We start from the raw sequence: 21867 nt of genomic DNA, 5'->3' as shown, positions 1-21867 counted from the left end.
CATCAATATTCGCGGCCCGCATAAAACTGGCTGCCGAGTTTTTTACGCCTCATGATGACAGAGCCGATCCGAATTATCCCGACGCCCGACGGATATGCGCGAATCGGCTCTTTAAACAAAATACCCCGATGATAACCGATAGCGAAAAAGTCGCCCTGCTGATCTCGACCTATAACAAACCCGAATACCTGCGCCAGACGCTGCTGAGCCTGACGCGGCAGACCCGGATGCCCGACACGGTGGTGATCGCCGACGACGGCTCCGACGAACGGACGAAAGCGTTGATCGACAGCATGAGGGAGGAGATACCCGTTCCGTTGCTCCACATTTGGCACCCCGACGATGGATTTCGAAAATCCGAGATTCTGAATAAAGCTATGGCGCAAATCTCGGACGAATACATTATCCAAATCGACGGCGATGCGATTATGGGACGCCATTTTATCGAAGATCATGTTTTCGTGGCGGAGCGAGGGTATTTCGTTTTGGGCAGCCGGGTCTATTTCGGCCCGAAGATTACGGAACGTATCCTGCGGAACGGCTTTTCTCCGTTTTGGCTTTTCGGATCGCAGCAGGGCAGCTGGACCAACCGGATCCGGATCGGATGGCTCCGCCGCCGGCTCGCTACGCGTTACGCGCAAAAAGTACCCCGCGTCCGGGGATGCAATATGGCTTTCTGGCGCGAAGACATCATCAGGATAAATGGATACAATGAGGATTTCACCGGCTGGGGTGGCGAAGACACGGAACTTGTCTGCCGGCTGAAGAACAGCGGCGTCGCCCATAAGGCGCTCAAAGCGGGAGGCGTACAATACCACCTGTGGCACCCGATGGCATCCCGCAGCCGTACCGCGCTTAATCAGGATTTGTGCGACAGGACGGAATGCGAACGCATCGCCCGCGCCGAAAACGGCATTGCGAAATATTTGAGACACGAACGATAAACCATAGAACCATGCTTGCAATTATCGGTCAGGTCATACGCCAGTTGCGCGAAGAGAACGGCATCTCGCTGGAAGAACTCTCCGCGCGGGCAGGCATCAGTGTGGATAAACTGGACAAAATCGAAAAAAACGAGACCAATCCTTCGTTGGGAGTGCTGATCCGCATCTCGCGCGCGTTGGGGGCCAAGCTGGGCGCTTTGCTGGCCGGCAAAGACGAAGATCGGTCGGCCGTGGTGACCCGCCGGAAAGATCTTGCCGGGAACCTGACTTTCGCCGGGAACGAGGAGGGATACAACGGCCACCTGCATTTTTATGCCATGGCCCAGGACAAGGCGGACAGACACATGGAACCGCTCGTGGTGGAGATCGCTCCGAGCGGAGGCGCGCCAGTTCCCGATCCCCGTTCCGAGCATTCGGGCGAGGAGTTCGTCTATGTGCTGGAAGGCGAGGCCACGCTTTATTACGGGGAAGAAACCTACCGGCTCGAAGCGGGCGACAGCGTGTATTACGATTCGGTCGTGCCGCACTTCCTGGCCAACGAAAGCGACCGCCCGGCACGGGTGCTGGCCGTACTCTATACCCCTTATTGATTCGTCGTTCACTACCCTAAATCAGGACAAATCCATGATCCGTCGTGTACGTCCCGCCGAAGATGCGGGAGCTATCTGCGAAATATACAACCATTACATCACCGATACGGTCGTCACTTTCGAAAACGAACCGCTCGATGCGGAAACCATGCGCCGCCGGATCGAAGCGATAGCGTCCCGCTTCCCTTATCTGGTTTACGAACAGGAGGGACAGGTGTGGGGCTATTGTTACGCTGCGACCTGGCGTACCCGTGCGGCATATGCCCATACGGTCGAAACGACGGTCTATCTGCACAAAGACCGGATCGGGAAGGGAATCGGGCACCAACTCTACCAGGAGTTGATCAAGCAGTTGAGAAACGGGGATTTTCACGTGGCCGTGGCCAGCATCACGTTGCCGAACACCCATAGCGTGGCTCTTCACGAGAAATTCGGGTTCCGCAAAGTGGCGCACTTCAGCGAAGTGGGGAACAAGTTCGGCAAATGGCTCGACGTAGGGTTCTGGGAACTCACTTTCTGACGCCGGCACCGGGTTGCCGCGACTCCTCTTTTTTCTCCCGCAGCCGCTTCATATAGCGATACTGGGGCCAGAACAGCATCAGACAAAGCGCGAGACTCATCCCGAACGACACATAGACCGATTGGGTACGGAATGCCCATTCCAGTATTTGTTGCAGGAACGGATAGACGATGATGGCGCCGTAATTCATCGCCATGACCAGCGCCAGGGCGAATGTTACCCGCTGCGGAGCCACGGAATCCGCGGTACGGTCGTAGATCAGCGGCTGCATGATACCGTATCCGAAACCGGCCAGCAGCACCCCTGCCGTGATGGGCCACAGGTCGCGTATCAGCATCAGCAGCAGTCCCGCCAGAATCAGGCCGAGAGCGATCAGGTTATTCTTTTCCTTTACGCCCGAAATCAATTTGTTGATGAACAGCCCCGGTAACATGACAGCCAGGAAAAAGGCCGAAATCAGCGTGCCGCTGGCATCCGTTCCCCCGATCGAAAATTTATCCATGTAGATTGACAGGTTCAGCGGAACGATCAGCACGATCACCGTAATCAGGAAATAAAATCCCATCAGGCCCAACGGCCAGTCGGTGCGGACGGTTTTTCCGCCGATACGGATATCGCGCATGTCTTTGGCCCCGGCGGCTCCACCGGTCGGCACAGGTTCGGGAGACGCAGCCCTTTTGTCCGGCAGCCGGAATGCGAATCCCAGCGAAACGGCCGAGAGGCAGTAAACGAGAAACGAATAGTGCCAGTCTATCCCGGCCAGGTATCCGGCCAGCATCGTGGCCAGCACCAGCGACAGGTTCGAGATGGCCGACACGATTCCCAGTTGCCTGGTCCGGTATTTTCCCGAAAAATTGTCGGCGATCAGCCCGGTGGAGAGAGGGATGACGAATCCCGCGCCGATACCCAGTATCACGCTGTCGGCCAGCATCAGGAACAGGCTCCGGGTGACCAGCAGATAGATGACGGAGCTGGCGAAAAAAAGCGACAGCCCCCAGATCATCAGCTTTTTCTTATCGACATTCAGAGACAGTTTCCCGGCGATCAGTACGAACGGTATGATGACCAGCGAGGGAAGCGAAGCGAGCATCTGTATCTCCAATTGCGAAGCATGGGGGAACACGGTCTCCAGATCGCCCAGAATCGGCGATACGGCCAATCCCGGCAGCGAAGTGACCACGGATAGCGAATAGATCGCAATCAGGGCGATCAATGGCAGGGTCGCCGCCCGGCCGGTGGGGACATCCCGTAATTCCGCGGACTTTTTCCGGATTCGGTCGTTTATCTCTTTGAGGTTCATCCTGTCGTTTTTGCGGGAAGAGCAGCAAGTTGTATGCCACCCGCAAAAACGGAGGGGCCTTCCCCGATGGAAAGGCCCCTCCGTCATAGACGGGGAGTACCCGGCAACGCCCTACTACTCCGTCCGGTCGTCGTACTGCTCCCGCACCTGTTCCAGCTTTTCGTGCATTTTGGCTCGCACTTTGGCCAGTTTCGGATCGTCGTAGCGGTTGTGCAGTTCCGTCGGATCGGTTTTCAGGTCGTACAGCTCCCAAGAGTCGATATCGTTGCCGTAAAAATGGATCAGTTTGTACCGGTCGGTACGCACCCCATAATGTTTCCGGACGTGGTGTTCGCCGGGGAATTCGTAATAGTGGTAATAGATCGCGTCGCGCCAGTGCTTCGGCTTTTCGCCCTTGAGCAAGGGTACCAGCGATACGCCCTGGATGTCTTCCGGAACCGGAACCCCGGCCAGCGTCAGGAACGTGGGGGCATAGTCGATGTTCTGTACCATTTGATCCACTACCCTGCCCCGTTCGGCCTCTTTCCAGCAATCCGGCAGGCGCATGAGAAGCGGCGTGCGCAGCGACTCTTCGTACATGAACCGTTTGTCGAACCACCCGTGTTCGCCCATATAGAACCCCTGGTCGGAGGCATAAACGATCAGCGTGTTTTCCAGCAGTCCCTCTTTCTCGAGATATTCCATCAGCCGGCCGATATTGTCGTCCAGCGACTTCACGCTCTTGAGGTAGTCGCGCATGTAACGCTGGTATTTCCATTCGGCCAGCTTTTCGCCCGACAGTCCCAGCGAGAGGAAACGGTCGATCAGGGGCTGGTAAACGCTGTCCCACTGCGCCCGCTGCTGCGGGGTCATCCGGGCCAGTTCGCCGTGGACGATCCCGCCCTTGAGCGGCGTATCGATCGTGCTGTCGATCATCTTGAGGTCGTAAGCCAGGTCCATGTCTTTGTCGATGCTCATCTTCTGGTCGGCAGCGGCCGGACGGCCGGCGTAATCGTCCCGAAAAGTTTCGGGCAGCGGGAAAGTCTTGTCCTCGAACTGCGTCAGGTCGCAGGTATCGCTCATCCAGATCCGGTGCACCGCCTTATGGTGCAGCAACAGGCAGAACGGTTTGGATTTATCCCGGTGCTCCAGATAATCGATGCCTTTGTCGGTGATGATATTCGTAACGTAACCGTGTTCGCGGTGCGTTCCCTCCGGCGTAATGAAGTCCGGATTGTAATAAGATCCCTGCCCCGGCAGTATCTCCCAATGGTCGAAACCGGTCGGAGTGCTCATCAGGTGCCATTTGCCGATGATGGCCGTCTGGTAACCGCCTTTTTGCAGCAACTTCGGAAAAGTCTGCTGCGAACCGTCGAACGGCTGGCCGTCGTTGCGCATAAACCCGTTTTTATGACTGTGCTTGCCGGTCACCAGCACCGCCCGGCTCGGCCCGGAGATCGAGTTGGTCACGAAGCTGTTGCCGAACCGCACCCCCTCGCGGGCCAGCCGGTCGAGGTTGGGCGTGTCGTTGTAACGGCCGTCGTAACAACTGATCGTCTGGAACGAATGGTCGTCGGTCATGATGTAGATGATGTTCAACGGCTTGTCGCAGTCTGCGGCCTGTCTGTCTTTGGCTTGCGTTCCCAGTGCCGAGAGGCCCATGGGCACTAAAAGCAGGGATTTGTTCATCGGAATACTATCGGTTTATTTTGAAACAATATATGTTGCCGGAGAAATCCGCCACGTACAGCGCGTCGCCGCTGACTGCGGGCGAAGAGAAAATCGGGGCGCCCAGATTCCGTTTCCACAGGAACCGTCCGGTTTCGGCATCCACCCCGTACAGCCAGCCGTCCGACGCGCCGAACACCAGCGTGTTCCCGACCAGCACGGGCGAGGTTTCCACCGAATTCTGGAAGTCCTGATAATAAGGTACGGAATAGAACAGGGCCGGGCGGGTGGCATAGGTCCATACGGGCTTGAAGGTCAGCCGGTCGAAAGCGACGACCCCGTTGTCAGCCGTTGCCACGTAAACCGTTTTCGGGGTTACGACCGGAGCGCACGCGCCTTCGAACGTGATCCCCGGCTGTACGGCGCTTTTGAGGATGTCGCCCGACTGGGGATTGATCAGGAACAGTTCGTCGCGGCTGGCCAGATAAACCAGACCGTCATAAATCGTCGGCGAACCGTCGCGGAAACGGATCTTGGAGTCCTGTTTTTTCCACAGCAGCTTCCCGTCTTTTATGTCGTGCGCGAAAAGGCCGTTCCAGTGCGCCGAAACCAACGCCACGCCTTCGCCCACGGTCGTGGTGGACTGGGTGCCTTCGCCGCCGCCCCAGGCTTCGTTTTTCCAGATCACAGACCCGTCTTTTGTGTTCAGGGCCGTGAAATAGCCGCCCTGTCCGGCGTAAACCACGCCGTCGGCTATTGCCAAGCCGTGCAGGTTTTCCGGCAATACGTAAGGATTCAATTGTTTGGTCCATCGCGGTTCGCCGCTGTCGGCATCCAGAGCGTACAATTGCATGGCCGCATCGCAGGCCAATACCAGCCCGTCGCCGTAAACCAGCGTGTTTTTCACCGAATTGCCCGTTTTGAACTGCCAAAGCTCCTTGCCGGTCGCGGCGTCGTAGGCGATTACACGGCATTTTTCCAGATTATCGTCGTCGATCGTGGCGATGAATACCTTGCCGTCGCCCACTACCGGAGAAGCCATATAGATATTTCCGCCCGCATTCTGAGACCAGACATAGCGGGGCGCATACGGCGCCTGGCCTTCGGCGACGCCCGAATGCGAAGCATTACCGCCCAGATTGCCCCAGTCGCCGCCCACAGTAACCGCAGCGGGCGTGTCGGTCAGTACGAAACTGCGGTGTTCGACAAGCCGGGTGCCGTCCGCAAAATTCGCTTCCGTCACCATCTCCTGCACTCCTTTCCGGTTGCCTACGGCCAGCATGCCGCCCCAGCTCCAGTCCGTCTGCGGCGTCAGGGATACCGCGCGTCCTTTCTTACCGTTCTCGATAAGCGACACACGTACCGATGTGGCCGGCGACACCGTGCGGTAAGCATTGACCCGCACCGGGATCGTGCCGTTCACGGCAACGAGCGTGTCGTGCTGTGCCGGTAATGCGGCGGTCAGCGTACCGGGAATGTTGGTGTATCGCGCCCGCGTCTTGTCCGAGATGTTCCCCTCGGCATCAATGCTGAACACCCGGAAGCAGGCCGGGGAGTGGTCGATACCTCCTTTGTCGGGCGTCGAAGTGCAATAGGTCTTTACCCCATCGACCTCTTTGACATACTGGCTGTGCCAATGGCCGTATATGTAACCGACGAGATTGTGTTTTTTCATGTCGATGCTGTCGCCGCCGGCCCGTATCACGACATCGTCTCCCTGAAACCACAGGTCATGGTCGAAAATAATGACTTTCTTATCCGGGTCGGTCTGGGCCAAGTCGTTTTTGATCCATTCCAGCACCTGTTTTTTATTATAGGAGGGCGCGTGGTCGCCGCCTAGCATCGGCAGGGCGAGGAAATGGACGTTACCCGCTTCGAACGAATACCAAACCGGGCCGAACAGGTTTTCGTAGTGCTGTTCCCCGTAATCTCCGCCCAGCAGGTCGTGGTTCCCGATGATGTAATACATCGGCACGCCCATATGCCGCGTCCGCACGTTCGCTGCGTGGAACTCCTGCCCCGGCTTGTAACAAATATCGCCCGTGTGCATGATGAAAGCGGTCGGATTGGCCGCCACGTATGCTTTCAGGTTATCAAGCCACTCTTTCGGGGTGGGGGTTTCGGTGTCGGCGATCTGGACGAACTCGAACGCGCCGGTGTATCCGGTACGTACCAATCCGAAATCGTACTTTTCCCGGCCGGGTTCGATCCGGATGTAATGCGCGTCGCCCGGTCGGTAGCCCGACGGCGTAGTGACGGTCACGAAACGCGCCTGCGGGTTTGCGGGCAGTTCGAAAGAGCCGTCCGGCGATGTTTTGACTACGTTTTTGCCGTCGCTTACGGAGATGCCGGCCAGTCCTTTTTCGGAAACATTCCGAAGTCCGTTCCGGTCGGCGTCGTGATAAACCGTTCCGCGCAACTGGGCCGAAGCCAATGCGGGCAACAAAAATGCGGTCGCCAGCAAGAGGTATTTTTTCATGGTTTGAGGTTATGGTTTGGGTTAATTGTTTCCTAATTCAATTCACGGAAAATCCCCGCCGGCTCCCCCCGGAAAGGAAGCGGGGCGAACCGTATGCGAACGAGATTTCAAAAACCCTTGCAAGATACAAGATAGCGGGCAAAATTGCAAAAGACGGCTTCGCCGGCTGACGCCGGTTATTGATGATAAGAAACGGATCCGCTTATATCCTCGGCATATCCGCAGCATTTGCCCGTGTTTTTTTAGGCTCGTATTCCCTGACGGCTTCCAGCTGTCAGCATGGAGCCGACCGGGAGAATGTTTGCACTTGGACACCTTCGGCACACCAACTGTAAACTCGGGAAAATGAGAATCGATCAGGAAAGATGCGGGATTCCTATTATAGTTCATGGCAATTATATACTGTTTTACTTCTTTCTGCCCGCGCCGTCGCCTCGACGGCACAAAGCCGAAACGGGGCGGCGGGAAGTTTGTGTAAAGTCGTATATAATCACCTTATAGATCCGCACAAAAAGAGAATATTCCACGACCGTTCGGGGAGATCATTACCCGGTCCTGCGTCGGGGCGTATATTTATATATAAATAGAAATCGATAAAAACAAACCAAAAATATTTGTCGGATATTTTTGAATTTATTCGTTTTGACCTGTTTGAAGATTTAATTGTTGGTTTAAAACATAGTATCTGCTTGCAAGTTTATAAAATAAAAGGAATCTAATCAAGTAAAAAGTTTAAAATATTTCCGCCCAAAGTGTTGCGTTCTTTTCATTTCATTGTGTGTCAGGTTTATACGGAGGTTTAAACGACTGCATGTTTTAAACCAACGATTTTTCCGCATACCGGAAGCCTTATATGAAAATATCGCGCAGCGTCATTTTCCTGTATATCCGGCGGGCGGTACAAGCCATAACCCCATGAGAAAAGGATTATTTCTACTGATCATCGGTACGTTCATGCTCGATTCGGCGCGGGCGCAACAGGCGGTCGATTCGATGCGGATATACTATCCGTTCGGTTACCGCTATGTCCTTCCGGATTACCGTACCAACCGCAGAGAGCTGGAACGGTTCATCGGTTCGGTGCAGGAAGCATTCCGCAAGGACATCATCGAACGCGTGGTCGTACGCTCCGGTACCTCTCCGGACGGTATGAGCGAAGCCAACGAACGGTTGTCGGCCCGCCGCGCCGACTCGCTGGAGGCCTATGTCGTCCGCCGGACAGGGCTGCCGTCCGAACTGATCGAAAAACGGTCGGAAGGTATCGCATGGGGTATGCTACGCGACAGAGTCGCGCAATCCGACATGCCCTATCGCGACGAAATATTGCAGATACTCGACCACACCCCCGTCTGGATATTCGACGATCGGGGCCGGATCATCGACGGCCGCAAGAAACAATTGATGGATCTTCGCGGCGGCGTCCCCTACAAATACATGGTCCGGGAGATATTTCCCGACCTGCGCAGCAGCATCGCCGTCTCGCTGTACCTGAAACAGACGGGACAGCCGGTACCTGAACCGAAACGGGATACGCTGCCCGAAACGCCTGCCGCACCCGACCACGAGCCGAAGCCCGCAGTACGGGCGCCGCAACCGACGGTCCCGGCCGTTCCGACGGTTTCCGCCGAAAAGCCTTTCCGCCCGCTGCTCGCCGTCAAGACCAACCTGCTTTACTGGGCGACCGTCATGCCCGATTTCAACAGCTATACTTTCGTCCCGAACCTCGAAGCCGAATGGTTCTTCGCCGACCGCTGGTCGCTGGCCGGTACCGGTAATTTCGCCAAATGGGGATACGGCGGTGCCAAATGGTTCGGCATCTCATCGTGGAGCCTCGAACCGCGGTGGTGGCTCAAGGGCGACGGGCGTTTCCGCTGGTTCTACCTCGGTGCATACGGACAGGCGGGCGATTACGACGTACAGGACGGAAGCACGCCCGGCAGCGGTTATACCGGCAACCTGTGGGGAGCGGGACTGTCGTTCGGTGCGGCGATTCCCTTTTCCGATCGTTTCGGCCTGGAAATCGGCATCCGGGGCGGCTATCGCCATGCTCAGGTCAAAGGCTATTCTTACGAAGCGCCGGATTATTTCCTGAATGTCGAAACCGCAGACGACCATTGGGGGGTAACCGGAATCAAAGCCTCCGTCTATTACCGCTTCGGCAGGGGTTCGAACAGCTCAAAATAGGACACGCAGATCATGAAAAACGAGAAATTGCATATAAGCGTATGGCTCGCCGCAGGGATATTGCTGGCCGGCACGATGGGCGGTTGTACCAAACGCAGTCTGAGCCAACGGCCGTCGGACGGTCCTTTGAAGATCGAATTCGTATGGCCCGGAGAGACCGCCGCGGCGAAAGCCGTTCCGACCGGGGCGCAAGTGCTGCTTTACGGCAGCGACGGCTCCTTGTTCCGGACTGTGCAATGCAGCGCCGAAGGCCACGAATGCCGCGTCCCGGCCGATACCTACACCGTTCTGGTCGTCAATTCCGACCGCTCCAACGCGGTTTGCGACCAAGAGGAATCCCACCGCGATTGCTGCGTAGTCGCCGCAGATGATCCGGACAACGAAAACGCAGTCCGGCACGTAGATAACGTCTATTGCATCGGAGAAGAGCGTGTCGAGGTGAAACCGGGCAATACGGCTACGACCGTCACGCTGTATCCGCAGGATGTCGTGAAACGTATCCGTTTCTCCATAGATCCGGACTATATCGACGATATCGAAAGCCTCGGCCTCGGAATGACAGGCGTCGTCCCCTCCGTCTGTCTGAAAGATTGCAGCGATGCGCAGGACGGGACAAAAAACATAAGGGCGGAAGCGCAGCCCGAAGGGACTACGGGCCTCTATACCGCCCGGATGTCCGTCTTCGGATGGCGGGGCCGGAATATCGTTACGGCGACGATCCGCCATACGGACGGCAGCGAAGAAACGACCGTCCCGCAGGACATCAGTTCGCAGTTACAGGCCCTGGCCGATGACGGAGGCACCGTTGCCGTTACGCTCGGCCTTCCCGACGGCGGAGAAATCGCCGTGACTGCCACCGTAGAATCATGGGGGACGGGCAACGGTTCCGGAACCGCCGTCTGAACCGGCCGGATAATTTGTACGCGAGACCTGAAAAAGCCATTAAGACGCAACATTTATGAATAGAATCATTCTTCCGATCATGGCGCTCGCCGCGCTGACAGGTTGTTCGAAAAACGGCGCCCATACCGCAAACACGGACGATCGGGTGCCCGTACGGCTGGGAGCCGGAGTGGAAGTCCAGGCCAAGGCCCCGGTCAATACCGACATGTCGTTCGAAGCGGCCGTGGCTGCGTGGGAGACTTCCGCCCCGACCGTAGACTACGGCGCGGCAACGGCTTGGCGGCAAACCGTGACGATTACGGCCGACCCGACGGCTGCCCAGACCGTCGTACTGGAGCCGGCACGCTATTACCGACCCGACCCGGCCGTCCGGACCTATATCCATGCCTGGTATCCTGCCGGTACGTGGAACGGCGACGGAACCGTCAGCATCGACGCGCAGGGAGGAGAAACCGATCCGATGATCGCTCCCCAGGTATCCGGTTCGAGCAAGGACAACGGTGAAAAAAATCTGGCGTTCAGCCACCCTACTACGCAGATCAAGTTCATGGTGGCGGCCGGCGAAGGGTTGGCCGCAGGGACGCGAATCGAAGGGATCACGATCAAAGACGCGGTATTGCCGACAGGGTTCGATCTGAATGCCGGTAGCGTAACGTATGCCGCCTCGGCGGCCGATCTTCCGGTACCCGGCCTCGTCGCGGCCGAAATCGGTACGGCCGCCCCGGCAGGACATCCTGTCATGATCCGGCCGATCGACCGGTCGTTCTTTTTCGTCGATGTCGCCGTCAGCGGCTACGTTTTCAGGGACGTGCGCGTGGATGTAGCGGCGCCCGACACCCGTTTCGAAGCCGGCAAAGCCTATACCATTACCCTGACGGTCCGCCAACGCGAAATCAGCCTGAAAGCGACCACTGCCGAATGGGATTACAAAGGCGGAGGCGGAGCCGTGCTCGAATAGTCTGCCGTCCCGACATATATCCGACAATCAATCAACACGATATGAAACGCATCTTTATTTCTGTGATGGCCCTCGCACTGATGGCGAGTTGCGCGAAAAAGGCCGTAGAAACTCCGCCGGCCGACCGTGTGGAAATCAAAGTGGCTTCGCAAGTCTTGGAAATCGAGTCCAAGATCCCCTACGACGGCCAAATCGGCGACGGCAATGAACTGACCGCCCGTGTCCTGGCCAGTACCGCAGCCGGAAACTACCAGGCCGATAAACTGCTGGCAGGCGGCGACGGCACGATCACCTTTACCGACAACGACCAAACGGCGCAGGGATTCGACAAGACCCCGGTCTATTATCCCGTCACCGGTTCCGTATGGCTCGCCGGCCTCTATCCGTCAGGCGGCGTATGGACGATTTCCCCGGATGGCGCCTCCGCCACCGCGCCGATCGACGGCAAGACCGACCTGATGGCGGCAAAACAGGTCGAAACGGATAAGACCGACTGTCAGAACGGCGGCTCTCCCGAAACACTCTCTTTCAAGCATCTGCTGACACGGCTCGACATCCGGGTTCAGGCAGAAAGCGAGGCCGCACGAAAAGCATGGGGCAAAATCACCGACATCGTACTGAAGGTGCCGCAATTCTCGCTCGCCGTAGACCTTGCCGCAGGCACGGCAAGCGAATCGACTCGTAGCGGAAGCGTCACCCATTGTTATGTCGTTGCCGACGGCCGGCCGGGCGATCAGGCATTCAGCGGCCAGGCTGTCGAGATTCCTCTCAAACCGGCTGGCGAAGACATCAAAACGGACGCGGCCTATGTACTGTGCCTGCCCATCGAAGACGTTACCGCCAAACCTGCCTATATACTGAATGTCAAAACGGAGAAATATGCGCAAGGGATGGATGTGGAGATCGACCTGCAAGCGAATGCCGGCCAGCCCTCCCTGTCGGGTTCCACAGCGGGACAGGCATTCGTCGTCACACTGACATTCAAAGCTACCGAGGTAAAGGCCAAAGCCGATGTGACCGCATGGGATTATGCCGGCAACGCCTCTTCGTCGCTCCAATAATCGTGAAAACCGCAAACCGCTTCAATAGAAAAAAGAAAAAATATGAAAAAGATTCTGATACCCGTAATGATCCTCGCCGCGTCGGCAAGCTGTTCGAAAAAGACGGCGGAAACCCCGCCGGCAGACCGTGTGGAGATCCGTGTCGCCTCGCAGGCGCTTTCGATCGATACCAAAAAACCTTACGACGGACCGGTCGCCCCCGCCAATCCGTTTACCGCCGACATCTGGATCAGCGAGACGGATGGTAATTACAGCATATTGCATAATACCGGCAACACGCAGATTACTTTTACCGGCACGTCGGCGACCGGCTTCACGCCGTCGGTCTCTTTCCCTTCTGCCGACGATAACGATCCCGTTTACCTCTGCGGTCTTTACCCGGCGGCAGGCGACGTCTGGACTGGGCAGGGTACCACTGCGCAAGCCGTTATCGACGGTAAAACCGACCTGATGGCCGCACAGCAAAAATCGACGACCAAAGCGCAAGCCATAGCCGGGTCCCATCCCCAACTGCGATTCGGCCACTTACTGACGCGCCTGAATATTTTTCTCAAAGGAACCGACGCCGCGCTCGAAGCCTGGGGAACGGTAACCGGAATCGAGCTGGTGCGAGCCGAAGGCGCCGCTCTGACCAACCAGTGTACCTGGACATGCGAAAACGGCGATGTGCAATTCTCCGCGGCGGACGCAACGGAATTGCCCTGTTACTTGACCGCCGATGACACCGAATTTACGGGTAAAGCGATCCCGATGGAAGCGGCTCCGACCCAAGCGGCAGCTTACGTGCTCTGCCAGCCGGTGGAAGCCCGAACGGGAGCGGACGAATATGTGCTGCATGTCGTTACGACCGGGCACGCCGACCCGATCGAAGTACCGCTCAATCTGAAAGCGAAAGACAGCCATACGGATCATACGGCACTGAGTACCGCAGGCCAGGAGTTCGACGTAACCCTGGAATTCCTGACCACCGACATTCAGGCCGTGGCCGAAGTGACCGAATGGACCGAAGGCGGCACCTCGACAGGTACGATCCGGTAACGATATTCCGACGAAACGATAAACCAAACAAATAACCGACTACAATGAAAAAAATTCTTCTTTCCGCCATGGTCGTCGCCGCTTTGGCGAGTTGTTCGAAACGCGGCGCCGAAAACCCGGCCGATCCCGGCAATGAAATCAAAGCTACCGCATCGGCACTCGATGTAACCTCCAAAGCCCCGATAATCGAGAATTTCCCCTCCGGGGCAGCAATCGCACGCGTCATTGCATCGGAATCCGCAGCCAGCAACGGTGATTATACGAAGGAATACCAGTCCGAGAGAGGGGGATATATGAATTTTACGGATAAGTCCCCCAAAGGATTCGTCAATGAAAACGGAGATACACCCAACGGCAAAACATATACGGGAGGCATAGAAAGCGTATATCTTTCCGCACTGTATCCCCATACGGGATGGGGAGATCAGGTAACGACGGCTCCGGTACACCAGATCGACGGCAAAACCGATATTATGGCGACCGATGAAATTCAGACCGCCAAAACCAAGACAGGGGAACTCAAATTCCAGCACCTGCTGACGCAATTGCAGATCAAGGCCCGTGCCAACGACGATGCCGCTATCGCCGCATGGGGCAACATTACGGGCATTACCCTTAAAAGAGCCGCAGGAGCCGCGCTTGCCAATCAGGTCAATGTCGAGTTCGGCAACTCGATGAAGTCGTTATGCTCCGGAAGCGTAGAAAGCCTGCCTTTCTTTAATCAGAACGACCAATCGAACTTTTCGTACAGTTTGACCACCGACGAAATGGCTACACAAAGTACGGTGGCCACTTGTCTTGCGCCCGCCGTCGACGCTACATCCGGCGATGAGTTCCAACTGAGCGTTACGACCGAACAGGGGAGTACAGAAACGCTGGATATATCTCTTAAGCAGAAGAACGGAGATGAGTTTTCTGGAAATACCCAGAACTATGCTTTCACGATCGAACTGACTTTCTACGCTACCGAAATCGTAGCCACAGCATCGATCAACCCTTGGACTGATGCCGGTTCGACCCAAGTCGATGTCGGGAAAAACTAACGTCCGGAGACCGATCGTCCGGGCGGACGGACGATGATCGACGGGCATAGGCCGGGCGGGGTTGAATGCTCCCTTCCCGGCCGCTATCGGCGGGGCCGGAACCGGCTGCCGGTTTCAGCGGCGCATAGCCGGGAACTCCGCCGTACCACCGAATCAGGAAATATAAAATTACGGACAGATGAAATACTGGATGTTTTTCCTACAATTTGCCATCGCGGGTGTGGCGACGGGCCTGCTGGCCGGCTGTAACAAAGAGCCGTTAGAGGCCGGCCCGGACGCAGGAGAACGGGTCGAAATCGTCTCCGGCATCGCCCTGCCCTCCCCTTCCGTCACCGCCGACACCAAAGCTCCGGTCAGCCATATCGATGACCTGCAAGGCAAAACGCTTTATTTCATGCGCGGGGACGGGTATTCTCTGATTCAAGGCGTCTTGTATATGAGCGGATCGTTCGGAACACAAACCATCGAAGCCACGGTGGGCGATTCGTATGCCGAAGTCCAAGACAGCCGATGGCTGCGTTTCAGTCCGACGCAACACTATGACATCGATGTCAATAAAAACACTGTCATGCGCGGTTGGTATCCTGAAGCCGTCTTTTCAGGGAAATCCCCTTCTCTCGAATGGACTTTCGACGGAACGCAGGATATCATGATATCCAACTGGTTGGCCGGGAACTGTTCGGATAAAGGCATCAATCCTCCCAACCATAACTTCGAATTCAGGCACATGTTGGCTCAACTGCAATTCTATGCCTATGCCGAAGACGGGACGGCCGCCAATCAATGGGGGAAGCTAAAATCCATCGTTATTCAAGAGCAAAAAAGCAAATGCCTGTTTGAGGATAAGAACAATAACACTTACGTTATTACGAGTCAGAGTACAGAAGATATCCCCAGCAACTGCACGTTTTCCGTTCCGCGCGATTTTACTTTAACACCGTCTTACGGCGAAATAACAGTCCCCACGATTACGGATAACGAAAGCAACGATTACGGCGCTAAGATGGCGGGAGCGGTGATGATCGAACCCGAACAAAGCGGCACGATCCAATTGCTTATCACTACTCAGGCGACCGGACAGCCCGAAGTCGAGACTTCGGTGGAAATCTTTGCCGGACAAGCCGATATCGAGGCCGGGAAAGCTAAAAAAATCTACCTGAAATTCCTGGCCGGCGAAGTCGATGTAACGCTCGGTGCGGCCGCCTGGACAGAAATCAGCGGAACAGACATGGACGTCGATTTGGGTACCGGCTCGTCCGCTTCCGGAAATTAACCTCCCGAACGGGATTCATCATAGTCACGAAATATGAAACGAGATATGAAAAACTGTTTGTCGAGAGCGGGGAAAAGGGCGTTGCTCGGCCTTGCGGCCGGCTGCGGCATCCTGCTGGCCGGCTGCCATAAGGAACCGGGGCCGGGAAATCCGAAAGACGGGACCGTTACCGTCCGGCTTTCTCCCGGAGCCGCCCGCGAAATCGTCGTTAAGAGCATCGGCGAAAATAATTTCGACCCGAACGGGATCGCCTCGGTATATGCCATACAGTTGGATGGAGGCGGAAATGTGCTGACCGACAAAGACGATCCGAATAAGAAATTGATCGATTGGTACAGCAGCGACCAACTCACCGATGCCGGCAATGAACAAAAAACGATCCGGATCAAAATCGATTCGAGAGCCGAAGAGATCTATTTTATCGCCAATGCTAATGCTAATGGATTCAACAATGTCAAAGACAAAAAGGCCATCGAAGCTGTAAAAAAGAAACTTACGGCAGAAAGCAGCCTTTGCGAACTGATCGACGGCAAAAACTACCTGCCGATGGCCGGAGTGCTGAAAATAGGCGAAACGAGCGATTACGCCGTCGCGTTGTACCGCGCCGCGGCCAAACTGGATCTGACGATCAAAGCCCGGCCGCTCGACGGGAACCCGGACGACGCATTCGCCCTGAAAAGCGTGCAGATCAAGCAGGTTCCGACCTCTTTGCAATATTTCCGCCATACGAACGAAATCGAGCAGGCAACTACTTATCCCGACGTATCATCGGGCGATGAAGTTATAGATTACGAAGCGATACGCTATTATCCGGAACAGGTCGGCGGAACCGTTCCGGACGGATCGGTCGATCTGGCCGACGCGTGGAAAGACCAGGCTTCTTACATGCCGGCGAACTGTATCGGAAAAATAATCGACGGCAACGCTACCGGCACGGAAAAACTGGAATGGTACCTGCCCGAAAACGCGCGTGGCACGCATCCCTCCTCCTCCGGAAAACAGTGGGACAAACAGGAAGTGAAATACGCCACTTACGTCGAAATCGTCGGATATTACCGGCAAAACGGATTGGTGGACGAAGTGACCTACCGTGTCTGGCTCGGCAAAGACAATCACAGCGATTACAATATATTGCGCAATCGCAAGTATGTGCTGACAGCCACGATCCGCGACAAAAACCGCGCCGACGTACGGGTGGACGACCTTTACGAATCGATCAACTACCTCGATTATACGGACAACAGCCAACCCCTGAGTGTGATCGGAGCCGTAGCCAACGATTCGAAAGACTGGAATGAAGATGCGCTGAGTGCCGACAAAGGGTGGGACATCCCCGGAAAGAAAGATCTGATGCTGAGTTGGATTTACTTAAGCACGGAGAAAAGTTTCAGGGAAGGGGAAAGCGCACACTGGGTAAAAGAGCACGACGCACCGAACGGCCAGGTGACTGGTCGCTGGGCTGTCAATCTCGGAAACGGCGAAACCTTATTCAACACATCGGGCGGGACGGCGAAATTCCGCAGTTATCAAGTCTGGAAACAAAAGCCCACCTACCCTTATGTCGAAACGGGTACGAATATCATTGTTTCGCGGGACGGGTACGGAGGAGTAAAAGAGGAGCATATCCGGATGACATCGACCACGACCGTCGATGGAAAGGCTTGGAACTGGAACACGCAGGGAACGCCGACGCATACGGATCAGGACGAGGCCAATATCGTCGCCGCCAGGTTCGAAGTAGCTCCGGTAGCGGTAACTCAGACTTTCCAGAACCGAAAAAACTGGAATGAGGCAGTGCAAAGTTGCGCAGACCTGAACAACAATTCTACGAATGCGGCTCCTAAAAAGGGCTGGCGGTTGCCGACCCAACGGGAGCTGATGCTGATGTATTACCTGAACGATAATTTGGCCGACGGTCTGAAAACTTCGACGGACAATCACGGCGGTCTTAATGATCAGGACAAGGACGGATACCATATCTTCTATTGGTCCGCCACCAATGATAATTCGCAAAGCACGAGCGATATCGTAGATTATGCCTGGAGCGTTTGCACCTGTACGGGCGATGACGTCTATCATTTCCAGAAAAACGGGAAAACGGAGGGCTACCTGAAAACCAACGTCAATTTCGTCCGTTGTGTGCGGGACGCTATGGAAGACGAATGACCGTCGCTTTTGTGAATCAGCCTTCCGGCCCGCGGAGCGGACGGACTCTTCGCGGGCCGGAAGGATACGGACGCAACATCTCCGGCCGGTTTCCCCGCTCCCTCAGCGCCGTTTTTTCCCGAACTGAGCGACACGACGCATCTCTTTATGATCCAGTGCCTGTTGAACCGACGGATACATCGTCCGGAATTTGGCGAAAGTATCGCGCGACAAATCGAAATGTTTGCAAATAGCAGTTATCGACTTATTTTGTTCCAGCATACGGATCACATCCCGACGGTTATCGATCAGTATTTTGAGCTTCGTGTAGCTGCCCGTCCGACGCCCCAGTACCATCCCTTCGGCTTTACGCAGGGCGAGCGCCTCTTTCGTCCGCATCGAAATCAGGCTCCGTTCGATCTCGGCCACCAGGCCGAACGCGAAACACAGCACTTTGCTGTTAATGGTATTGTCGAACGAATACCCCTCTTTCGTCGTATAAAGATTGATCTCTCGGCTCAGGCATCTGCCCATGATCGACATGATGTCGGTCAGCGTCCGGCTCAGACGGGAAACCTCCGTCACGATCAGGGTATCGCCGGCCTTCATCTTCCGAAGCAATGCTCCCAGTTTCCGGTCTCGTTCCCTTTTCCGACCGCTGGCCACTTCGGTAACCCAATTATCGACGACCATATTCCTGCTTTCCGCAAAACGACGGATTTCATCCTGTTGATTAGCTAAATGTTGCTTTCCGGTACTGACTCTCAGATAACCTATAACCATAGACAACGCATTTATAAGAAAGGCGACATTGCCCTCCTGTCGGAAAGCTAACAGATAAGCATAAAACGGAATGACATTCTCCGACAAATAATGTCAATCATATGACCAAAGACTACAAACGCAGCGGGATTCGTGCCGGATGAAACGGTATCGGCATACACGAGAAGCGGCCGCGGGATACGTAGGATCCCCGCGGCCGCTTCTCGCGTATGCGCCCTTGTTCCGAACGGACAGGACAAATCAGTCGTTTTCCTTCGGCGCGTCGATTTTTTTCGAAGCGGCGGGAACGGCCTTATGCAGACTGAAATAGTCGAACATTTCGACCACTCCGTAAGCCAGAACCCATGCTCCGAAGAAAACGGTCAGCCACACGGTCGTGGCGAACGGGTTGAAGAAAACCACGATTCCGGCCAGCAGCAAAAGTACGGGGAAAACGAAATAACCGCCTGTCACCGGGATACCGGCTTTCCTCATTTGCCCCAGCGAAACCAGTTGCATGACAGCCATCAGGAGCATCACGACGCCGAGGACGATCATGAACAATTCGATCCAGACATCCGGCTTAGCCAGAAGCAGTATGCCCCACAATACGGCCAACGGACTGGTCAGCGGCAGATAACGCCACCTGTTCTCGACGCCGCGCGTACGGGCCAGAAAACCCAGAAACTGAACGATGCCGGCCACGAGCGACAGGATACCCACCAAATAGACGGCCCAGCGGAGGACGCTGTCGGGCCAAATGATGAAAACCAATCCGACCAAAGCGGTCAGAACTCCCCATAACAAAGAATTGCCTGTGTAAGTTTTTATGTACTTTTCCATATGTTGTAAATTTTAATTCCGGGTTTACCGAGCATATACTTTAGACGTATCGGGGAATCCTTTTCCCGTCGGTTCTGCGCCGGACGGCCTTTTGTCGTCGGAAACGACGCAGGTCGCCCCGTCCTTGGTATTTTTCGCTAATTTACGACAAAAAGCACGCCATCGTATTCCGATTACGTGCTTTTTACGCTTTTTCTTTTCGACGATTATTGTTTTAAGATGCCTGTTCCTTGCGATTCGTCCCGGATCGGACCTTGCACGGCTTCGTCCGGCAAGATCAGGGCCGACAGGGGAAAAAACCTTCCCGGATATGCCCGGCATACCCCCAAAATATTTTTAGGAGCAAGTTGCAAACGCGGCTTCTCCGACGCTATGCTTTTCCGGCCCGCTTGCGGTCGGTTTCGCTGAGCAGAATCTTGCGCATACGGATCGAAGTCGGCGTGATTTCGGCGTATTCGTCTTCCTGAATATATTCCAGCGTCTCTTCCAGCGAGAAGATTACCGGCGGCGACACGGTCGATTTCTCGTCGGACCCCGACGCGCGCATGTTGGTCAGTTTTTTCGACTTGCAGACATTCACGCAGATGTCTTCCGCCCGCGTGCTCTCCCCGATCACCTGCCCGGCATACACTTCGTCGCCCGGCGAGATGAAGAAACGGCCCCGGTCCTGCAATTTGCTGATCGCGTAGGCATAGGCCGTGCCGCTCTCAGCGGCGATGAGCGAACCGTTCGAACGGCCCTCGATCTCGCCCCGGTAAGGTTCGAAACCTTTGAAACGGTGAGCGACCACCGCTTCGCCGGCCGTAGCCGTCAGCAGGTTGCTCCGCAGGCCGATAATGCCTCGTGCCGGAATGTCGAAATCCAGATGCGCCCGGTCTCCGCGATGGTCGATATGCAGCAACACCCCTTTGCGGCGCGTCGCCATTTCGATCGCTTTGCCTGCCATCTCCTCCGGCAGGTCCACCGTCAGGTGCTCGATCGGTTCGCAGCGCTGACCGTTGATGACCTTGTCCACCACCTTGGGCTGGCCGACCTGCAATTCGTACCCTTCGCGGCGCATCGTCTCGATCAGCACGCTGATGTGCAGCACGCCCCGGCCGAAGACACGGAACGAATCGGCCGTGGCGCCCGGCTTCACTTTCAGGGCGAGGTTCTTTTCCAGTTCACGGTCGAGACGTTCCTTGATATGGCGCGAAGTGACGTATTTGCCTTCTTTCCCGAAGAACGGCGAATCGTTGATCGTGAAAAGCATGCTCATGGTCGGCTCGTCGATAGCGATCGGAGTGAGCTGCTCCGGATTCTCGTAATCGGCGATCGTGTCCCCGATCTCGAAACCGTCGATACCCACGATCGCGCAGATGTCGCCGCACTGCACCTCTTCGACTTTCTGTTTACCCAGCCCCTCGAAGGTCATCAGCTCGCGGATTTTCGATTTTTCGACCGTTCCGTCGCGTTTCATCAGCGAAACATTCTGTCCGGATTTTAACGTTCCCCGGCTCAGGCGTCCCACCGCGATGCGCCCCACATACGGAGAATATTCCAGCGAAGTGACCAGCATCTGCGGAGTCCCTTCCACGACTTTGGCCGTCGGTATCTCTTCGATAATGCAGTCCAGCAGGGGAATGATGTCGCCGGTCGGCGTTTTCCAGTCGGTGGACATCCAGCCGTTCTTGGCGCTCCCGTAGATCGTCTTGAAGTCGAGCTGTTCCTCCGTGGCGTCGAGGCTGAACATCAGGTCGAACACCTGTTCGTTCACCTCCTCGGGCCGGCAATTCTGTTTGTCCACTTTATTGATGACCACGATCGGCTTGAGGCCCATCTGCAAGGCTTTCTGCAATACGAAGCGGGTCTGCGGCATGGTGCCTTCGAAAGCGTCCACCAGGAGCAGCACGCCGTCGGCCATGTTCAGCACCCGTTCCACTTCGCCGCCGAAATCGGCGTGGCCCGGCGTGTCGATAATATTGATTTTGTAATCTTTATAATGGACCGAAACATTTTTGGCCAGAATCGTGATTCCCCGTTCGCGTTCCAGATCGTTGTTGTCCAGAATCAACGTATCGGACTTCTCCTGGTCGCGGACCAGCTTGGCCTGAAGGATCATTTTGTCCACCAGGGTGGTTTTTCCGTGGTCGACGTGTGCGATGATCGCGATGTTTTTGATTTTCTGCATCTCGTTG

The 21867-nt window shown here is 55.8% G+C and carries 17 protein-coding genes; 11 read left to right on the top strand and 6 right to left on the bottom strand.

What is annotated here, in order from left to right:
* The first annotated feature begins 128 nt into the window (after positions 1-128).
* The 3 genes from RIKMI_RS0111845 to RIKMI_RS0111835 are packed head-to-tail and all read left to right on the top strand — an operon-like array spanning position 129 to position 2054.
* Entirely contained in the window at positions 129-944 is an 816-nt protein-coding gene (locus RIKMI_RS0111845; protein WP_027291800.1) for a glycosyltransferase family 2 protein, read from the top strand.
* Between the two features lie 11 nt (positions 945-955).
* Positions 956-1534 (top strand): helix-turn-helix domain-containing protein, encoded by a 579-nt coding sequence (locus RIKMI_RS0111840; RefSeq protein WP_027291799.1) that lies wholly within the window; start codon positions 956-958, stop codon positions 1532-1534.
* A gap of 34 nt (positions 1535-1568) precedes the next feature.
* Positions 1569-2054, top strand: coding sequence for an arsinothricin resistance N-acetyltransferase ArsN1 family B (locus RIKMI_RS0111835; protein ID WP_027291798.1), 486 nt, complete (start codon positions 1569-1571; stop codon positions 2052-2054).
* Here the strand turns inward: RIKMI_RS0111835 and RIKMI_RS0111830 are convergent.
* From RIKMI_RS0111830 to RIKMI_RS0111820, 3 genes are all read right to left on the bottom strand, one after another.
* Entirely contained in the window at positions 2044-3354 is a 1311-nt protein-coding gene (locus tag RIKMI_RS0111830; protein ID WP_084135291.1) for an MFS transporter, read from the bottom strand. The genes RIKMI_RS0111835 and RIKMI_RS0111830 overlap by 11 nt on opposite strands.
* Before the next feature lie 114 nt (positions 3355-3468).
* Complete coding sequence (locus RIKMI_RS0111825; protein WP_245584976.1) at positions 3469-4995, bottom strand: sulfatase family protein; 1527 nt, start codon at positions 4993-4995, stop codon at positions 3469-3471.
* A 34-nt stretch (positions 4996-5029) separates the two neighbouring features.
* The gene (locus tag RIKMI_RS0111820; RefSeq protein ID WP_037291957.1) at positions 5030-7480 is read right to left on the bottom strand and encodes an outer membrane protein assembly factor BamB family protein; all 2451 of its coding nucleotides are present in this window, start codon (positions 7478-7480) and stop codon (positions 5030-5032) included.
* A 915-nt stretch (positions 7481-8395) separates the two neighbouring features.
* Between RIKMI_RS0111820 and RIKMI_RS0111815 the strand changes: the two genes are divergently transcribed.
* The 8 genes from RIKMI_RS0111815 to RIKMI_RS0111780 all read left to right on the top strand — a co-directional run bounded on the left by RIKMI_RS0111815 (position 8396) and on the right by RIKMI_RS0111780 (position 18106).
* Positions 8396-9664 (top strand): DUF3575 domain-containing protein, encoded by a 1269-nt coding sequence (locus RIKMI_RS0111815; RefSeq protein WP_051214532.1) that lies wholly within the window; start codon positions 8396-8398, stop codon positions 9662-9664.
* Positions 9665-9676: 12 nt separating this feature from the next.
* Positions 9677-10567, top strand: coding sequence for a DUF5119 domain-containing protein (locus RIKMI_RS0111810; protein ID WP_027291793.1), 891 nt, complete (start codon positions 9677-9679; stop codon positions 10565-10567).
* Positions 10568-10622: 55 nt separating this feature from the next.
* Positions 10623-11525 carry a fimbrillin family protein gene (locus RIKMI_RS0111805; RefSeq protein ID WP_084135290.1) on the top strand — a complete coding sequence of 301 codons (903 nt, stop codon included), beginning with the start codon at positions 10623-10625 and terminating at the stop codon, positions 11523-11525.
* Between the two features lie 41 nt (positions 11526-11566).
* Entirely contained in the window at positions 11567-12586 is a 1020-nt protein-coding gene (locus tag RIKMI_RS0111800; protein ID WP_027291791.1) for a fimbrillin family protein, read from the top strand.
* Between the two features lie 42 nt (positions 12587-12628).
* Positions 12629-13624 (top strand): fimbrillin family protein, encoded by a 996-nt coding sequence (locus RIKMI_RS0111795; protein WP_027291790.1) that lies wholly within the window; start codon positions 12629-12631, stop codon positions 13622-13624.
* Between the two features lie 44 nt (positions 13625-13668).
* Positions 13669-14667 carry a fimbrillin family protein gene (locus RIKMI_RS0111790; protein ID WP_027291789.1) on the top strand — a complete coding sequence of 333 codons (999 nt, stop codon included), beginning with the start codon at positions 13669-13671 and terminating at the stop codon, positions 14665-14667.
* A 178-nt stretch (positions 14668-14845) separates the two neighbouring features.
* Entirely contained in the window at positions 14846-15940 is a 1095-nt protein-coding gene (locus RIKMI_RS0111785) for a fimbrillin family protein (protein ID WP_027291788.1), read from the top strand.
* A gap of 33 nt (positions 15941-15973) precedes the next feature.
* Complete coding sequence (locus RIKMI_RS0111780; protein ID WP_027291787.1) at positions 15974-18106, top strand: DUF4906 domain-containing protein; 2133 nt, start codon at positions 15974-15976, stop codon at positions 18104-18106.
* A gap of 102 nt (positions 18107-18208) precedes the next feature.
* Here RIKMI_RS0111780 and RIKMI_RS0111775 read toward each other — a convergent pair whose 3' ends face one another.
* The 3 genes from RIKMI_RS0111775 to typA form a co-directional block, all read right to left on the bottom strand.
* On the bottom strand, positions 18209-18868 hold the full coding sequence (locus RIKMI_RS0111775; protein WP_027291786.1) for a recombinase family protein: 660 nt from the start codon (positions 18866-18868) through the stop codon (positions 18209-18211).
* 240 nt (positions 18869-19108) lie between these two features.
* Complete coding sequence (locus tag RIKMI_RS0111770; RefSeq protein ID WP_027291785.1) at positions 19109-19690, bottom strand: HdeD family acid-resistance protein; 582 nt, start codon at positions 19688-19690, stop codon at positions 19109-19111.
* Positions 19691-20060: 370 nt separating this feature from the next.
* The gene (typA, locus tag RIKMI_RS0111765; protein WP_027291784.1) at positions 20061-21860 is read right to left on the bottom strand and encodes a translational GTPase TypA; all 1800 of its coding nucleotides are present in this window, start codon (positions 21858-21860) and stop codon (positions 20061-20063) included.
* Positions 21861-21867: the final 7 nt, after the last annotated feature.

Origin of the sequence: Rikenella microfusus DSM 15922, assembly GCF_000427365.1 — a bacterium.
In the GTDB taxonomy this organism is placed as follows: domain Bacteria; phylum Bacteroidota; class Bacteroidia; order Bacteroidales; family Rikenellaceae; genus Rikenella; species Rikenella microfusus.
The sequence above is the reverse complement of the archived record's forward strand: the minus strand, read 5'-3'. Positions and strand labels throughout refer to the sequence as shown.

Excerpts from the sequence above, each read along its gene's own strand:
- RIKMI_RS0111845 (WP_027291800.1), top strand. The coding sequence starts at position 129 with ATGATAACCGATAGCGAAAAAGTCGCCCTGCTGATCTCGACCTATAAC.
- RIKMI_RS0111840 (WP_027291799.1), top strand. The coding sequence starts at position 956 with ATGCTTGCAATTATCGGTCAGGTCATACGCCAGTTGCGCGAAGAGAAC.
- RIKMI_RS0111835 (WP_027291798.1), top strand. The coding sequence starts at position 1,569 with ATGATCCGTCGTGTACGTCCCGCCGAAGATGCGGGAGCTATCTGCGAA.
- RIKMI_RS0111830 (WP_084135291.1), bottom strand. The coding sequence starts at position 3,354 with ATGAACCTCAAAGAGATAAACGACCGAATCCGGAAAAAGTCCGCGGAA.
- RIKMI_RS0111825 (WP_245584976.1), bottom strand. The coding sequence starts at position 4,995 with ATGGGCCTCTCGGCACTGGGAACGCAAGCCAAAGACAGACAGGCCGCA.
- RIKMI_RS0111820 (WP_037291957.1), bottom strand. The coding sequence starts at position 7,480 with ATGAAAAAATACCTCTTGCTGGCGACCGCATTTTTGTTGCCCGCATTG.
- RIKMI_RS0111815 (WP_051214532.1), top strand. The coding sequence starts at position 8,396 with ATGAGAAAAGGATTATTTCTACTGATCATCGGTACGTTCATGCTCGAT.
- RIKMI_RS0111810 (WP_027291793.1), top strand. The coding sequence starts at position 9,677 with ATGAAAAACGAGAAATTGCATATAAGCGTATGGCTCGCCGCAGGGATA.
- RIKMI_RS0111805 (WP_084135290.1), top strand. The coding sequence starts at position 10,623 with ATGAATAGAATCATTCTTCCGATCATGGCGCTCGCCGCGCTGACAGGT.
- RIKMI_RS0111800 (WP_027291791.1), top strand. The coding sequence starts at position 11,567 with ATGAAACGCATCTTTATTTCTGTGATGGCCCTCGCACTGATGGCGAGT.
- RIKMI_RS0111795 (WP_027291790.1), top strand. The coding sequence starts at position 12,629 with ATGAAAAAGATTCTGATACCCGTAATGATCCTCGCCGCGTCGGCAAGC.
- RIKMI_RS0111790 (WP_027291789.1), top strand. The coding sequence starts at position 13,669 with ATGAAAAAAATTCTTCTTTCCGCCATGGTCGTCGCCGCTTTGGCGAGT.
- RIKMI_RS0111785 (WP_027291788.1), top strand. The coding sequence starts at position 14,846 with ATGAAATACTGGATGTTTTTCCTACAATTTGCCATCGCGGGTGTGGCG.
- RIKMI_RS0111780 (WP_027291787.1), top strand. The coding sequence starts at position 15,974 with ATGAAACGAGATATGAAAAACTGTTTGTCGAGAGCGGGGAAAAGGGCG.
- RIKMI_RS0111775 (WP_027291786.1), bottom strand. The coding sequence starts at position 18,868 with ATGGTTATAGGTTATCTGAGAGTCAGTACCGGAAAGCAACATTTAGCT.
- RIKMI_RS0111770 (WP_027291785.1), bottom strand. The coding sequence starts at position 19,690 with ATGGAAAAGTACATAAAAACTTACACAGGCAATTCTTTGTTATGGGGA.
- typA (WP_027291784.1), bottom strand. The coding sequence starts at position 21,860 with ATGCAGAAAATCAAAAACATCGCGATCATCGCACACGTCGACCACGGA.